Origin of the sequence: Humibacillus sp. DSM 29435 (assembly GCF_001758225.1) — a bacterium.
In the GTDB taxonomy this organism is placed as follows: domain Bacteria; phylum Actinomycetota; class Actinomycetes; order Actinomycetales; family Dermatophilaceae; genus DSM-29435.
Genome location: NZ_MAST01000004.1, coordinates 131,971 through 146,312 on the forward strand (window position 1 = coordinate 131,971; position 14,342 = coordinate 146,312).

At 70.4% G+C, this 14,342-nt stretch carries 11 protein-coding genes; 3 read left to right on the forward strand and 8 right to left on the reverse strand.

Annotated elements, in window-relative coordinates; genetic code table 11:
- Nucleotides 1-118: 118 nt before the first annotated feature.
- The 6 genes from BA895_RS04430 to BA895_RS04455 form a co-directional block, all read right to left on the reverse strand.
- Nucleotides 119-784 carry a hypothetical protein gene (locus tag BA895_RS04430; protein ID WP_070190673.1) on the reverse strand — a complete coding sequence of 222 codons (666 nt, stop codon included), beginning with the start codon at nt 782-784 and terminating at the stop codon, nt 119-121.
- An 88-nt stretch (nt 785-872) separates the two neighbouring features.
- Nucleotides 873-2,531, reverse strand: coding sequence for an ABC-F family ATP-binding cassette domain-containing protein (locus tag BA895_RS04435; protein ID WP_070190674.1), 1,659 nt, complete (start codon nt 2,529-2,531; stop codon nt 873-875).
- 183 nt (nt 2,532-2,714) lie between these two features.
- A complete protein-coding gene (locus BA895_RS04440; RefSeq protein WP_070190675.1) occupies nt 2,715-4,016 on the reverse strand; it encodes a hypothetical protein in 1,302 nt (433 codons plus the stop codon).
- Nucleotides 4,013-4,669, reverse strand: coding sequence for a bifunctional 2-polyprenyl-6-hydroxyphenol methylase/3-demethylubiquinol 3-O-methyltransferase UbiG (locus BA895_RS04445; protein ID WP_070190676.1), 657 nt, complete (start codon nt 4,667-4,669; stop codon nt 4,013-4,015). The genes BA895_RS04440 and BA895_RS04445 overlap by 4 nt, the downstream gene beginning before the upstream one ends.
- Nucleotides 4,670-4,771: 102 nt before the next feature.
- Nucleotides 4,772-5,464: a response regulator transcription factor gene (locus BA895_RS04450; protein WP_070190746.1), complete on the reverse strand. Its 693-nt coding sequence runs from the start codon at nt 5,462-5,464 to the stop codon at nt 4,772-4,774.
- Complete coding sequence (locus BA895_RS04455; RefSeq protein ID WP_175442251.1) at nt 5,461-6,729, reverse strand: histidine kinase; 1,269 nt, start codon at nt 6,727-6,729, stop codon at nt 5,461-5,463. The genes BA895_RS04450 and BA895_RS04455 overlap by 4 nt, the downstream gene beginning before the upstream one ends.
- A gap of 164 nt (nt 6,730-6,893) precedes the next feature.
- On the opposite strand from BA895_RS04455, the gene BA895_RS04460 reads away from it, so the two are divergent.
- Nucleotides 6,894-7,793 carry an ABC transporter ATP-binding protein gene (locus tag BA895_RS04460; RefSeq protein WP_070190677.1) on the forward strand — a complete coding sequence of 300 codons (900 nt, stop codon included), beginning with the start codon at nt 6,894-6,896 and terminating at the stop codon, nt 7,791-7,793.
- Nucleotides 7,790-8,674 (forward strand): ABC transporter permease subunit, encoded by an 885-nt coding sequence (locus BA895_RS04465; RefSeq protein WP_083282966.1) that lies wholly within the window; start codon nt 7,790-7,792, stop codon nt 8,672-8,674. The genes BA895_RS04460 and BA895_RS04465 overlap by 4 nt, the downstream gene beginning before the upstream one ends.
- 99 nt (nt 8,675-8,773) lie before the next feature.
- Here BA895_RS04465 and BA895_RS04470 read toward each other — a convergent pair whose 3' ends face one another.
- Nucleotides 8,774-9,559: a YggS family pyridoxal phosphate-dependent enzyme gene (locus BA895_RS04470; RefSeq protein ID WP_070190678.1), complete on the reverse strand. Its 786-nt coding sequence runs from the start codon at nt 9,557-9,559 to the stop codon at nt 8,774-8,776.
- Between the two features lie 76 nt (nt 9,560-9,635).
- Here BA895_RS04470 and serS point away from each other — a divergent pair, with 76 nt between their 5' ends.
- The gene (gene serS, locus BA895_RS04475; protein WP_070190679.1) at nt 9,636-10,961 is read left to right on the forward strand and encodes a serine--tRNA ligase; all 1,326 of its coding nucleotides are present in this window, start codon (nt 9,636-9,638) and stop codon (nt 10,959-10,961) included.
- A 227-nt stretch (nt 10,962-11,188) separates the two neighbouring features.
- Here serS and BA895_RS04480 read toward each other — a convergent pair whose 3' ends face one another.
- Nucleotides 11,189-14,335, reverse strand: a complete 3,147-nt coding sequence (locus BA895_RS04480) for a PIG-L family deacetylase (RefSeq protein ID WP_070190680.1) — start codon at nt 14,333-14,335, stop codon at nt 11,189-11,191.
- Nucleotides 14,336-14,342: the final 7 nt, after the last annotated feature.

The window sequence follows — 14,342 nt, forward strand, 5'->3', positions numbered from 1 at the left end:
TTGCGTTCGCGAGGCCACCAACGACGCAGACGACGCAGACGCGGCAGCGGGGCTGGCCGGCTGACAGCGGGTCGAGGATGGGCTGGCGTGACTGACTCGGGTGGCAAGGGCCACTCGGTCAGAGGGCAGCCCCCGGAGGGCCACGTCGGGGAACGACGAGCAGCAGGTGCCGGTGCGGTCGCGCCGAGACGGTGATGACCAGACCCGGGCGCGGACGGGCGAACCGCACCGGGGCAAGCAGGCGGGGCAACACGGCAGCCAGCACGCGCCACAGCACGGCCTCGCCGCGACCGAGCAGGTAGGCCAGCACGGTGACGGCCACCACGTGCGAGAGCACCATCGAGAGGGACAGGGTGTTCATCCCCGGCATCCCCGGCATGCCCGCCATGCCCGCCACGCTGCTCGCCATGCTGCTCGCGGTGTCCGGTGCGGTCACCGCCTCACACGTCGCGGCTCCTGCCTGGGCGTGCCCGAGGTGGGGGCTCGTCGCCAGGCACCCGGCGACCGACGCAACGGAGGCCGGCACCGCGTGGCCCAGGGCCGACATGAGCAGATGGCCGACGACCTGGGCGGCGCCCAACCCGAGCAGAAGGCGAGGCGTGGTGACGCGCTTGGCCGACGAGAGCAAGGCCACCGGCCAGCAGGCTCCGGCGAGCAGGGCCAGGGCCGGCAGCGACACCTCACCCCCGCCGAGGGCGTGCGCCCCGGTGGTGATCATCACGCAGGCCGTCACGAAGACGAGCGCGCGCAACAGACGCGTCGCGCCTGCTCCCGCCTCGATCACCGTTCCATCCTAAGGACTCAGCGGCATCCGGGCCTCGGCGGACTCGGTGGACTCGGTGGACTCAGCCAGCTCGGCGGCCTCGGCGGGCTCAGCGGGCGTCGATGTGCACGTGACCGTCGCGCACGTTCCAGCGATGGGTCAGCCGGATGCCGCGCAGCAGGCTCTCGTCGTGGCTGACCACGAGTACGGTGCCGGTGAAGGCGGCGACCGCCGCCTCGAGCTGCTCGATGCCGTCGACATCGACGTGGTTCGTCGGCTCGTCGAGCACGAGCAGGTTGACCTCCCGCCCCTGGAAGATCGCCATCATCGCCCGGGTGCGCTCGCCCATCGAGAGGCTGCGCGCCGGGCGCTGGACGTGGGCGGCGCCGAGCCCGAACTTGGCGAGCAGCGTGCGCACGGCGGCAGGGTCCCACTGGGTCGAGGTCGCTGGATCGGTTACGAGAGCAGCCCTGGCCACCTCCGACAGCGGCTCACCCACGTCGAGCAGGTCCCGTCGCTGGTCGATGAGCCCGACGGCGACCCGGGTGCCGAGCGACTGGCGCCCGCTCGTCAGCGTGAGCTCGCCGAGCAGGGCCTGGATGAGCGTGGTCTTGCCGCCCCCGTTGTCGCCGGTGATGGCGACGCGGTCGCCCCGGCCGAGGGCGAGGCTCGCGGGCCCGAGGACGAACTCCCCCCGCACGACGACAGCCTCGCTGAGGGTGGCCACCACATCGGAGGAGGGGCGTCCCTCCGCGATGGTGTAGCGCAGGTTCCACTCCCTGCGGGGCTGCTCGACGCCGTCGAGCCGGTCGGCCGCACGTTCGAGCCGCGCACCCTTCGCGCCCTGACGGTCGGCGCGGGCCCGGTGCTTCTCGCGGATGTGCTTGTCGGGCTCGTTGCCCTGGGCGACGTTGCGCCGGCCCCGGTCGGCCCACTCGTGGCGCTGCCGGCTCTGAGCCCGGAGGGAGTCGCGTTCGGCCGCATACTCACCGTAGGCTCGCCACGCCTGAGCGCGGGCCAGTGTGCGTTGGGCCACGAGGTCGCTGTAACCACCGGTGTAGTGGGCGATCCGCTGTTGCGGGAGGTCGAGCTCGACGACGCTCGTCGTGACCTCGTCGAGCCAGTCGCGGTCGTGGCTCGCGACGAGCACCGGGCCGGGGCGGCCGCGCACGAAGTCGGCCATCAGGCGCAGCCCTCGGGCGTCGAGGTTGTTCGTGGGTTCGTCGAGCAGCAGCACGTCGAACTGGCTGAGCAGCACCGCGACCAGGGCGGCCCGGGCGGCCTGACCCCCTGAGAGCGAACCGTGGGCGCGACCGGGGTCGACGGTGAGCCCCACGGCGGCGGCGACCTCGGGCAGTCGCTCGTCGAGGTCGGCCGCGCCCAGCGACAGCCAGCGGTGCAGGGCGAGGGAGTAGCGGTCGTCGGCCCCCTGCTCACCGGCGGCGATGGCGGCAGCGGCGAGCCCGAGCTCTCGGTCAGCGCCTTCGACCCCCGTGCGGCGACGGCAGTAGGCCAGCAGCGTCTCCTCGTCGTCGGGCGCGACCTGAGGAAGCCAGGCGATGGTCGCGTCAGGCGGGGAGCGGGTGATCGAACCCGACTCGATGGGCAGTTCGCCGACGATGGTGCGCATCAGTGACGACTTGCCCGACCCGTTCGGGCCGACGATCGCTGTCACGTCACCGTCGGTGAGGGTCAGGTCGAGCCCGGAGAAGAGCACGCGTGCCCCGAAACCGACGTGCAGGTTCGACACGGTGAGGGTGGCAGACATGAGATTCCTGGCAGGCGAGTGGTAGCGAGGCAGCGGGTGGTCGCGAGGTCGTCAGGAGATGTCCACTCCCCAACGGTAGGCCGACGCTCGCCTGCGCTCAACCCGTTTTCAGACGGCCCCTGACCGCCCACCATCCCACCGCGCCACTGGCCAAACTGGCCTCAGTGGCCTGAATGACCCCGGTCAGCCGCTGGTGTCACCCGGGCGCTGGACGAGGTCCAGGTAGCTCTTGTTGTCCCAGAGGTGGGTGAAGCCGGGGTCGGGCCAGCGCCAACCCGGGCCGTAGACCTTCTCGAGGTAGACGAACGGGCTTCTGGGCAGCGGCACGGTGACCCCGTGCAGCTTGGCCTGCGAGGTCGGGAACATGGTGGCCCGGTCGAGACTGCCCCGTCGGCCGGGGTACCACGAGATGGTGTCACCCTCGAAGAGCCCGGCGAAGACGTCGATCATCTTGCCGTTCTGCCACTGCACGTGTCGGTGGGCGGTGAAGCTGCCCTTCACCGTGAAGCCGCGCGAGCGCAGGAACTCCTCGATGAGTCGGAGTGCGTCGGGGAGGTTCGCGGCCTCCTCGGGCTCGAAGCCGACAATGAGGTCGAGGTCGTCATCGTGCGGGATCAAGTCACCGTCGCGAACCACCGCGAGGGCGGCGCCGAAGCCGAAGCACACGTTGGGCGTCAGCTCGGAAAGGGTGTCGGCCACCCGCGCCGTCAGCCTGGTGTAGGCGGCCTTCTCGTAGTCGGACCAGAATCGGAAGCTGCGCTGGGTGCCGTGGCTCGTCCACTCCATCGATCGCTGCGTGAGCAGCTCTGAGCTCATCAGCTTGCGGAACCCCTTCTTGGTGTCGGCATCCACCTCGACGGCGTCGAGGGCCAACCGACCGTTGCGGTACTCCCCCCGCATGGTCATGGCGACGATGGGCACGAAGGGCATCAGCTCGGCAGCCCCGGCCCGTCGGCGCACGGCGTTGGTCAGGGTCGCCTCGAAGGCCGCGGCGCTCTCGGCGCCGTCGAACACGACCTCGGAGCCGTCGACCCGCTCGATGGTCACGCGCAGGAGTCGGGCCCGGAGGCAGTTGTTGCCCTCGACGTTGCGCAACCGCAGCGACCTGACGTCGATGGGGTGGTCGAAGACGATCGAGATCCACTCGTCACCGGCATTGGTCGTGTGGACAGCTGTCGTGCGGGTGTCTGACTCGAAGTCGAAGAAGGCCCTGGCGTCGAACCGGGTGTCGAAGTCCTTGTACCAGCTGCTCACCGACACCGTGGCAATCGTCGAGACCGACTCTGTGCCCGGCGCGTCGACGTCGATCGACTGCAGGTGCAGGAACTGTGCGGACGGCAGGTCGATCCTGATCGCCCTGACCTCAGACCATGGGCCGTTGAGGGCCAGCACGCCTCCGGAGGTCAGGAAGGAGAGCTCGGGAGTGAGCGTCACGGCCGCAGCGACAAGGTCGGAGAGCTGGCTCATGACCACGGCGGGGGTCATCGCTTCGTGTAGATCGCTCGAGCCACGTACGCGTCGTCCTGCTTGTACTTCGCGAAGCCGAACCCCTCGACGGAGTAGGTCTCCTCGAAGGAACGGGCCAGCGTGTTCGCCTGGAACGCTGCCGGAGACACGAAGCGGCGGTAGTGCGCGCCGGTGACCTTGGAGCCGCTCTGGTCGCGAACCGTGCGGTACTCGACGGCCAGCCTGTCACCTGGCCTCGTCAAGGCCGCCGCGAGGTCGAGGAACGTCAGCTCCTCCCGGTCGGTGATGGCGTGGACGAAGAAGCGGGCGTACACGACGAGCGGCGTCGTGGTCTCGACGTGGAGTCGTTCGACCAGATCGGACTCGTCGATGCGGGCCGCCATGAACGTCGACCGTTCACCCAGGGCCTGGGCGAGCGCTTCGCAGGCCTCGACCGCGGCCTCGGAGGCGTCGACGCCCACGACGTCATGACCGTAGGAGGAGAAGAACAGCGAGTCTCGGCCGCCGCCACAGCCGAACTCCAGCACGCGGTGCGGCCCCTCGAGCTCGCCGGCCACGAAGGTCGCGAACTGCGACGGCAGCGGTCGCTGGGCGGCGGTGCCTGACGCGTAGTAGTCGTTCCAGTACCCGGATCGATCGTTCGTGGCCACGTCTGGGCTGTTGCTGCTCATGAGTCCTTCGCCGTGTCATTCGGTCGCCCTCAGCCGCGGTGCTCAGGCGCTGCGCCCGACTATAGGGGACCCCACCTCCTGGGTACGGTAGCCGCGGGCGGATCAGCGCTGATCGGCGTCGTGCACGGTGATCGCCACCTGCACCCGGTTGTCGGCGCCGAGCTTGGCCAGCACCCTCGACACGTGCGCCTTGACCGTCGGGATACTGAGGTAGAGCTCTCGAGAGATGTCGGCGTTGGACAGTCCGCGGCCGATGGCGAGAGCCACTTCGTGCTCCCGCTCGGTGAGCGCCGTGAGCCGCTCGCTCGCATCACGACGTCGGGCATCGCTCGCGTCGCCGCCCCGTGCGGCCACGTGCGACATCAGCTGGGCCACGACGCTGGGGGAGAGGATCGGCTGCCCGGCCGCGACGAGCCGCACGGCCTCGACGAGCCGATGGGGCTCGGTGTCTTTCAGCAGGAAGCCGTGCGCACCGGCCCGCAACGCCTGCACGACCATGTCGTCGGCGTCGAAGGTGGTCAGCACGATGATGCGCACCTCCCTGGTGCGCTTGCTGCGGGCTGCGTCGGACAGCAACAGTCGGGTCGCCTCAAGACCGTCACGGCGCGGCATCCGGATGTCCATGAGCACGACGTCGGGTTCGGCCGCGGCCACGACGTCGATCGCCTCCACGCCGTCGCCGGCCTCGCCCACGACCTGCAGGTCAGGGTCCCCGCCGAGGATCAGCCGGAGGCCGGCGCGCACCAGCGCGTCGTCGTCGACGAGCACGACCCGCGTGGTCGCCGACAGACTCATGCCGACCACGGTAACCGGGCCGTGACCACGAAGTCGCCGCGCCGGTCGTGCCCGTAGGTCAGCTCTCCGCCGGCGAGCACGGCCCGTTCGGTCACCCCGACGAGGCCCAGGCCCGACCCGACGACATCTGCCGGCGCGGGCGCACCGGCCATCCGGCGCCGCGGCCCGATCGGCAGCACCGGACTGCCGTTGCGCACCATCAGGGCCACCGAACCAGACCCGGCCGCCGCGTTGGCGTCAGCCGGCAGCACCTCGATCGTCAGGCCCACGGGCATCGAAGGGGCGTGCTTGCGGGCGTTGGTCAGACACTCCTGGATGATCCGGTAGGCGCTGCGCGACACCCGTTCGGGCACGGCTTCGAGGTCACCGAGCACGTCGACGCGAACGCGGGTCTCGGCCGCCTCGACATCGGCCACCAGGCGGGGCAGATCAGACAGAGTCGGCTGCGGTGGAGCGGGCCGGCCGCTGTCGAGGGCCAGCGTGTCATCGGTGCTCGCGGGCACGTCACGCAGCACCCCGAGCACCTCCCGCAGCTCGGTGAGCGCAAGGTTGGCGTTGGCGCGCACCACCTCGGCCGTGGTGGCGACCTCGGTGGGGGTGAGGTCGGTGCGATAGGTGAGAGCGCCGGAGTGCATGGCCACCAACGAGATGCGGTGCGCCAGCACGTCGTGCATCTCGCGGGCGATCCGGGCGCGCTCGGCGACCTTGGCCTGGGCCACCCGCATCGTCTGCTCCCGTTCGGCGGTGAGGGCACGGTCCTGCAGCGAGGCAACGAAGGCGCGACGCTCGCCGATGGCCCAGCCGATCGAGACCCCCACCGTGAAGCTGAGCACGCCGATGACGATGTTGGCCATCGTCGAGCCGCTCCCCGTGTCGGGATACACCCCCGTGTTGAGCAGACCGGCGAGGGTCCACGGCACCGCCACCAGGGCGATCTCACGCCACCGCCGGCGGGTCGAGAGCGAGACGAGCGCGAACGCCGACGCGCCGGCAGAGACCGCCGAGAGCCCGCTGAGCAGGGCCGTGACCGTAGTCACGGTGACGGGCCACCGTCGTCGAAGCAGCAGCAGCCCCGTCGATACGAACCCGAGGGCGAGATCGACGCCGAACCAGGCCATCCCGAAGGCCGGCGTGACCGAGGTGTCGGCCACCGCCACCCGGATCAGCGCCCAGAGCGCCAGGCCCAGCAGCAGCGCGGTGGTGAGCCGCCAGGTCTCGCCCCAGACGTGCGAACGTCGGGTGAGCGCGACTCGGGGCAGGGGCACCCAGCCAGCGTAGGCGCGCGGCGAGCCCAACGGCATCCGACCGAAGTCTGTTCACTCAGGGTGGCGACCCTGACTCGGGTCAGGGTCGCCGCGACTTAGGTAGGGGTCGAAATCAGGCTCATGACGGATGTGCTCACCCTGCCTGGTGCGGCAGGCTGGAGCCCATGATCACCGTCGAACGACTCACCAAGAGGTACGGCCCCTTCACGGCCGTCGATGACATCTCGTTCGAGGTCAAGCCCGGGCTCGTCACCGGCTTCCTCGGGCCGAACGGGGCCGGTAAGACCACCGCCATGCGCATCATGGCCGGCCTCACCCCGCCCACGTCGGGCACGGCCACCGTGCTCGGCCGGCCGTATTCCGCGCTGCCGAACCCCGGCCGCCACGTGGGGGTGCTGCTCGACGCCTCGGCCCAGCACGCCGGTCGCACCGGCCGAGAGGTGCTGTCGCTCGGGGCCGCCCTCATGGGCATCGACAAGAGCCGTGTCGCCGAGATGCTCGACGTCGTCGGCCTCACCGACAAGGAGGCCGGGCGCAAGGTGCGCAACTACTCCCTCGGCATGCGCCAGCGGCTGGGTATCGCCCACGCGCTGCTCGGTGACCCCGAGGTGATGATCCTCGACGAACCGGCCAACGGGCTCGACCCGGCCGGCATCCGCTGGATGCGCGACCTGCTGCGCGGCTTCGCCGGCGAGGGCGGCACCGTGCTGCTCAGCTCGCACCTGCTCAACGAGATCGAACGCGTCGCCGACGAGCTCATCGTCATCGGCAACGGCACCATCGTCGCCCACGGCACCAAGGACGAGCTGCTGGCCGGCGCCGGCACCCTCGTTCGCTCGACCGACGACGACGCGCTGATGGGGGCGCTCGCCGAAGGCTCGCTCGTCTCTCGGCGCACCGCCACCGGCGGGCTGCAGGTCGAGGCCGAGCCGCTCGAGGTGGGCCGCGTGGCCGCTGCCAAGGGCATCGTGCTCACCGAGCTGCGCGGCGGCGACACCCGCGGCCTCGAGGAGATGTTCCTCGAGCTCACATCCGGATCAGCCCGAGAGGAGGTGGCGGCATGACCACGCCGGCCACCCAGACCAGCCCGAACAGCCCGACCAGCTCGGGGGCGCCGGCTGCGGCCCACCCCAACGTGTCGGCGAAGGCCGAGTCGGCGTTGCCGACCGTCGCCAAGATGCCGAGCCGGTTGCCCGGCGAGCGGCCGACGACCGGCATCCCCTTCTCCCGCCTGACGCGGGTCGAGCTGCGCAAGCAGCTCGACACCCGGGCCGGCCGCTGGCTGATCATCGCCATCGGTCTGGTCATCGGGGCCGCCCTGGCCATCAACTTCTTCACCGACGGCGGCGAACACTCCTTCGAGGACTACCTGTCGGCCACGATGCTGCCGACGGCGATCATCCTGCCCGTCATCGGCATCCTGGCCGTCACGTCGGAGTGGAGCCAGCGCACCGGTCTGGTGACCTTCGCGCTCGAGCCGCGCCGCACGCGGGTCGCGATGGCCAAGCTGGTCTCGGCCCTGCTCATCGGCGTCGCCGCCTTCGTGCTCGCCTTCGCCCTGGCCGCTCTGGTGCACCAGGCCGCCATCACCTTCCGCGGCATCGACGGCGACTGGAGCGTCGGCGGCCTCGTCGTGCTCGGTGCTGGGCTGTATGTACTGCTCGGTCTGATGCAGGGTGTCGCCTTCGGTGCCCTGTTCCGCAACACCCCGGCCGCGATCGTCGTCTACTTCGTGCTGCCGACCGTCTGGGGCATTCTCGGCGGGCTCATCAGCTGGCTCGACACCCCGTCGAAGTGGCTCGACATGAACCGCACCATGCAGCCCCTCTTCGGCGGCGACCTCACGGGCGAGCAGTGGGCCCAGCTGGGCACGTCCGTTGCGGTCTGGGTCGTGCTGCCGCTCGTCGTCGGCATCGCGCTGCTGCGCCGGGCCGAGGTGAAGTAGCCGCCACCCACCAGCCAGGATGCCGTTCACTCGATGGGGGTGAACGGCATCCTTCTGCCTCTTGGTCGGCCTGGTGGGGGCACACGGTGGTGGGGAGGTTCAGCCGCCGGCGCCGGGCCAGTAGTAGCTGTCAGGGAGCGCGCGGGCGCCGAAGATGGCCTGACCGACCCGCACCACCGTGGACCCCTGCTCGATCGCTGTCTCGTAGTCGCCGGACATGCCCATCGACAGGCCGCCAGCGCCGATCAGGTCGGGGTCGTGCTCGCGGGCGCGGTCGCGCAGCTCACGCAGACGCGTGAAGCAGGCGCGCACCCGGTCGGTGTCGTCGGTGAACACTGCGAGGGTCATCAGCCCCTGCACACGCAATGCGGTGAAGCGGGGTAGCTGGCGCAGGAAGGCGAGCGCCTCCTCCGGGGGCAGGCCGTACTTGGAGTCCTCGCCGGAGGTGTTGACCTGCACGTAGACGTCCAGGCCGCGGCCGACCGCCTGCAGGCGTCGATCGAGCACTTCGGCCACGCGCACTCGGTCGAGGGCCTGGAACTCGGCGGCGATAGCGGCGACGTCCTTGGCCTTGTTGGTCTGCAGATGGCCGATGACCGACCAGCGCAGGTCGAGGTCGGCCAGGTTGTCGTGTTTGCGTCGGGCCTCCTGCACCTTGTTCTCACCGAACTCGCGACAGCCCGCCTGCACGGCCAGCCGGAGCCGCACCTCCGGCACGGTCTTGCTGACCGGGAGCAGTCGCACCTCCTCCGAGCGACGACCACTGCGTTCGGCCGCGGCCGCGATGCGGGCCCGCACGACGCCGAGGTTGCGGGGGAAGTCGTGGCGGGTCTGGGCCTGCGGGAAGGAGGCGTCGCCCGATGCTGCGTCGTGCTCGGCTGTCATGGCCACAGGCTACGCACCGGCCCAGGGGTGATAACTCGGTCGTGGGCGGCATCCGGTCGCCGTTAGGCTGGCCCGCGTGATCGACATCAAGCTCGTGCGCGACGAACCCGACCGGGTGCGCGCCTCACAGACCGCTCGCGGCGAAGATCCCGGGGTCGTCGACGCCATCCTCGCCGCCGACGAGAAGCGCCGATCGTCGCTCAGCGAGTTCGAGTCGCTGCGGGCCGAGCAGAAGGTCGTGAGCCGGTCGGTCGGCGCCGCGATGGGCGCCTTCCAGAAGGCGAAGAAGGCCGGCGCGGCTGACGCCGACCACCTCGAGAAGGCGGCGCACCACGCCCGGGCCCAGGCCGGCGAGCTGAGCGAGCAGGTCAAGTCGCTCGAGGCGGATGCCGCACAGGCCGGCGCCGAGCTCGCGACCCTGTTGCGTCGCGCGGGCAACGTCATTATCGACGGGGTGCCAGGCGGTGGCGAAGACGACTTCGTCGTGCTCGAAACCGTCGGACAGGCAAGGGACTTCGCGGCTGAGGGTTTCGAGCCGCTCGACCACCTCGCCCTCGGTGAGCGGCTCGGCGCCATCGACATGGAGCGCGGGGCCAAGGTCGGCGGTGCCCGCTTCTACTACCTCACCGGGGTCGGTGCCCTGCTCGAGCTGGCGCTGCTCAACATGGCGATGGCCCAGGCGACGGCGAACGGCTTCACGCCGATGATCACGCCCACGCTGGCGCGCAGCGACATCATGCACGGCGCCGGGTTCATGGACGCGCACGCCGAGGAGGTCTACCGGCTCGAGGCCGACGACCTCTACCTCACGGGCACGTCGGAGGTCGCGCTCGCCGGGTACCACGCCGACGAGATCATCGACCTGTCGGCCGGGCCCGAGCGCTATGTCGCCTGGTCGGCCTGCTACCGGCGTGAGGCCGGATCGCACGGCAAGGACACCCGGGGCATCATCCGGGTGCACCAGTTCCACAAGGTCGAGATGTTCAGCTACTGCCGACCCGAGGATGCCGAGGCCGAGCACGAGCGGATGCTCGACTGGGAACGGCAGATGCTGGCCAAGATCGAAGTGCCTTACCGCATCATCGACACCGCGGCCGGCGACCTCGGCGGCCCAGCCGCGCGCAAGTTCGACTGTGAGGCGTGGGTGCCGACCCAGGGGCGCTACCGCGAGCTGACCTCGACCTCGAACTGCACCACGTACCAGGCACGCCGGCTGAACACGCGCGAACGTGACCCCAACGGCTCGGGCACCCGCACGGTGGCCACCCTGAACGGAACGCTGGGCACGACCCGGTGGCTGGTGGCGATCCTCGAGAACCATCAGCAGGCCGACGGCTCGGTCGTCGTGCCGGCGGCGCTGCGCCCCTTCCTCGGCCTCGACGTGCTGACGCCCCTGACCTGACCGCATTCACCTGACCGCACTCACCTGACCGAGTTGGCCTGACCGGCAAGGGTGGCGGTTTGGTGAACACCTGAGGCGACAGAAGCTCGTGTCGAGAGATGGCCTCGAGGCCGCACAGGGGCGCAACCGACCCAACCCTGAGTGAACGGCGGGAGCCGGCGGTTCGCGGAAGTGGCCACCCGACCGTGGAGCCGGTCGGGTAGCCACTTCGCTGGATGACGCGAACGTTACGGCTTGATGGGCCGGTCGATCGCCTGCACCTGGCCGTCCGGCGTCTCGTACGAGACGAGCAGGCGCGCTCCACCGGCCGCTACCAGCGCCCGATCTGCCCGCGACAGCGTCTGCGAGATGTACGAGGTGCCGGGCCGCACCCTCTTGGTGGACTTCGCGACCACTCGGCCACTCATGTCGGGTGACCAGGCGGGGATGCCGCCGTCGGTGACCGCACACGGGGTGAGGCCGTAGTCGGGGGCCGGGTCGTCGGTGATGCTGCAGCTGGTCAGGTAGACCGGGATGGCCCCGGTGTCACCCGACCAGAGGAACATTCGAACGGTGCCCGTTCCACGCGAGCGCAGCTGCACGTTCAGCGCCGACCTGGCCAGCTTGACCGATGCCAGCTGGAGCTGCTTGTTCGGCGCCACCGCAGCCCGGCCCGAGATCGGCACGCCGTTGCGCGCCGACTGGGCGATGGTCTGCGGCGAGAGCGCACCGTTGAGGTTGGGGCTGGACACGTTGGCCGGGGGAGCAGTCGTCGGCTGGTCGGCCGGCGGGGTGTAGCCCGGCAGGGTGGCCAGACCCCAGCGGTAGGGGTCGGACTGCACGCTGCCCAGTGCCGACCAGCCGAGTCGCGTGCTGTTGTCGATGTGGCGCAGCGTCGTCGTGCCGGCCGCCGACGTGTCGTCGTTGTCGTACGGCGTGATGTTCAGGCCCATCCGGTCAGGGTCGACCGCCGCCGGCAGGTCGGCCAACGGGATCTTCACCTCGAGGTCGTAGCCGCCACCGGTGTAGGCGTGGTCGGTCGTCGTCTCGTTGGTGCCCACCCACGTGGCCGTTGAGGCGACCTGGATGCCGGGGGCGTTCGGGGCGTCACTCACCGTGCGGGCCAGCGGCCCGGTGGCGTAGCCCTGGTGGTTGTCGGCGTCACGCGACCAGCAGGGGCCGTTGGCGCCGTTGCCGTTGGTGTTGCCGGGGTCGTTCGTGAACGGGAACACCCCGAGCTTGAACGTGCTGGCCGTGTCGGTCAGCTGCTCCGAGCTGTTGCCGCGCGGGTCGAGCAGGATCTCGACCGAGTCGGCCTGCCAGTGGGCGACGCACTCCTGGGGAGTGACGGCGTACGACTGGTAGTCGTCCTTGATGTGGGCGAAGACGTAGAGCGCGTCGGCGGTGCGGGTCACCTTGGCGGTGTTGCCCTCACCGGTGGTCGACGAGCCGCAGTCGGCCGTGCCCGTGCAGCCGGTGGCGCCCTGCCAGATGCGGCCGAGGTCGAGCGTGGAGCCCGGGTACTCCTCCGCCGAGCCGAGGCCGTCGACCTTGGGAGCCGTCTCGACCTCGGGGATCGAGGTGGTGGGCACGATCGACATCGTCAGGTTCTCGCTACCGGTGCCAGCGTCACCGTAGGTCGTCGTGATGGGGATGACCAGGTTCTGCACCGGGGGCAGCGCCGTGTCGGTGCTCTTCACCTGGAAGGTCACCGTGGTCTCTTCTCCGGCAGCGAGATCCGTGTAGGGGAGGCTGGTGGCCGGGGCGGTGAGGCCGGTCGGCAGGGTGAGGCTCACCGCGCCTGACTGACGCGTGTCAGACCAGTTGTGCACGACGACAGCGACGTCGCGTGTCTGGCCGACCCCGACCGAGGCGATGGCGGCGGAGCGCCCGAGGCGCTGCGCCTGGGGGGCCACGTCGGTGAGCCAAGCGTCGTACTCGGCCCAGTTGCCCCACCGCAGGAAGCGACCCTCGACCGGTGACACCGCACGAACGACGTTGTCGGTGTAGCCGGTCTTGGAACCGGTCGTGTAGGTGGCCGAGATCTTGGCGTTGGTGTTGGGGGTGAGGGCAGCGCCGGGGGTGACCTCGAAGTCGACCGCGGTCTCCCGGTTGGCGTTGACGCGCCCGACGCGCTTCGGGGCCGAGACGCTCCAGCCGGCCGGGACGCTGAGGGCCACCGATCCGGCATCGAGGGCGCCGGCGCCGGAGCGCAGCGAAACGGTGGCGGTGAACGACACCCCGGCGACGTTGTAGAAGCGTGAGAAGCTCAGCCGCTGGGTGGTGCCGAGCGGCAGGCCGCCCGGGTCGGCGACGGCGGCCCCGAACAGGATCGCGTTGTCGCGGCCCGCCGCCGGGTTGGTCTGACCGTTCGGCAGCAGGTTCGGCTGGAAGGGCACGAACGACTGGGTCATCGCGAAGCGTGAGCAGGCCGGCACTGACGAACCCTTGAACATCACGCGGCTCTGCGTGGGGTAGGCCGAACGGCCCTCGTCGGCCACCTGCTGCCAGATCTTGGGGGTGCCGACCGGCTGGCCCTGCAGGTTGCCGGCGGGCCAGAGGTAGGGCGAGTCGTACCCGGTCCAGACCCCGGCGACGGTGTCGTTGTTGGCCGCGTCGGGGGTGAAGCCGATGGCGCAGTTGGTGGCCGTGGTCGACCCACCGGTGCCGAGGGTGCTACCGCCCGAGAAGATCTTCTTGACCTGCCAGGTGCTCAGGGCGTTCGGGCCCTTCAGCTGCTCGGGGAACTTGGTCGGGTCGGCCGCGGCCAGCACGCCCTCCCAGATGAATCGCCCCGCCTGCTGGTGGTTTCCGTGACCCGCCGCGAGCGTGGGGGTGAAGCCGACGTAGACGTCGGGCTGGGTCTGGCGGATCACCTGGGTGATGCGTCGCAGAGTCTCGTCGTGGTCCCAGAACTTCTGGGTCAGGGGGGCGCTCTGGTTGTAGAAGAAGTCGACTCGGTCGAGGTTGAAGATGTCGACCGTGCCGGAGCGATAGTGGGCGACGCGATCCTCGTTCTCGCGGCGCAGGCCGAGATCGGGACCGATCTCAGTGCCGACGGCGTTGCCGCCGCCCTCGCCCCGGGTGACCATGATGACCCCGCACTTGACGCCGTAGCGCTGGTGCCACACCCCGCACGGCCCGATGATGCTGGTGTCGTCGTCGGGGTGGGCCCATTCGCCCATCACGTTGATCTTCGTGGCGGCCGGGGCGGTGTACTTCTTCGCCGCAAGGCCGGAGCCGGCGGCATCCGTGCTGTCGGCGGCCTTCGGCGGAGCGGTCGGTGGTGGGTCGGCGGCCTGGGCCGCGCCGGCGGCGCCGACCGCCCCGACCGCGAGGGTGAGAGTCGCGGCCGCGGCAGTGAGCCTGGCGACCGTCGTGCGATATCGCTTCATTGCGAGT

Bases quoted from the DNA above. Each gene is read 5' to 3' on its own strand.
- BA895_RS04435 (WP_070190674.1), bottom strand. From the start codon at position 2,531: ATGTCTGCCACCCTCACCGTGTCGAACCTGCACGTCGGTTTCGGGGCA.
- BA895_RS04440 (WP_070190675.1), bottom strand. From the start codon at position 4,016: ATGACCCCCGCCGTGGTCATGAGCCAGCTCTCCGACCTTGTCGCTGCG.
- BA895_RS04445 (WP_070190676.1), bottom strand. From the start codon at position 4,669: ATGAGCAGCAACAGCCCAGACGTGGCCACGAACGATCGATCCGGGTAC.
- BA895_RS04450 (WP_070190746.1), bottom strand. From the start codon at position 5,464: ATGAGTCTGTCGGCGACCACGCGGGTCGTGCTCGTCGACGACGACGCG.
- BA895_RS04460 (WP_070190677.1), top strand. From the start codon at position 6,894: ATGATCACCGTCGAACGACTCACCAAGAGGTACGGCCCCTTCACGGCC.
- BA895_RS04465 (WP_083282966.1), top strand. From the start codon at position 7,790: ATGACCACGCCGGCCACCCAGACCAGCCCGAACAGCCCGACCAGCTCG.
- BA895_RS04470 (WP_070190678.1), bottom strand. From the start codon at position 9,559: ATGACAGCCGAGCACGACGCAGCATCGGGCGACGCCTCCTTCCCGCAG.
- BA895_RS04480 (WP_070190680.1), bottom strand. From the start codon at position 14,335: ATGAAGCGATATCGCACGACGGTCGCCAGGCTCACTGCCGCGGCCGCG.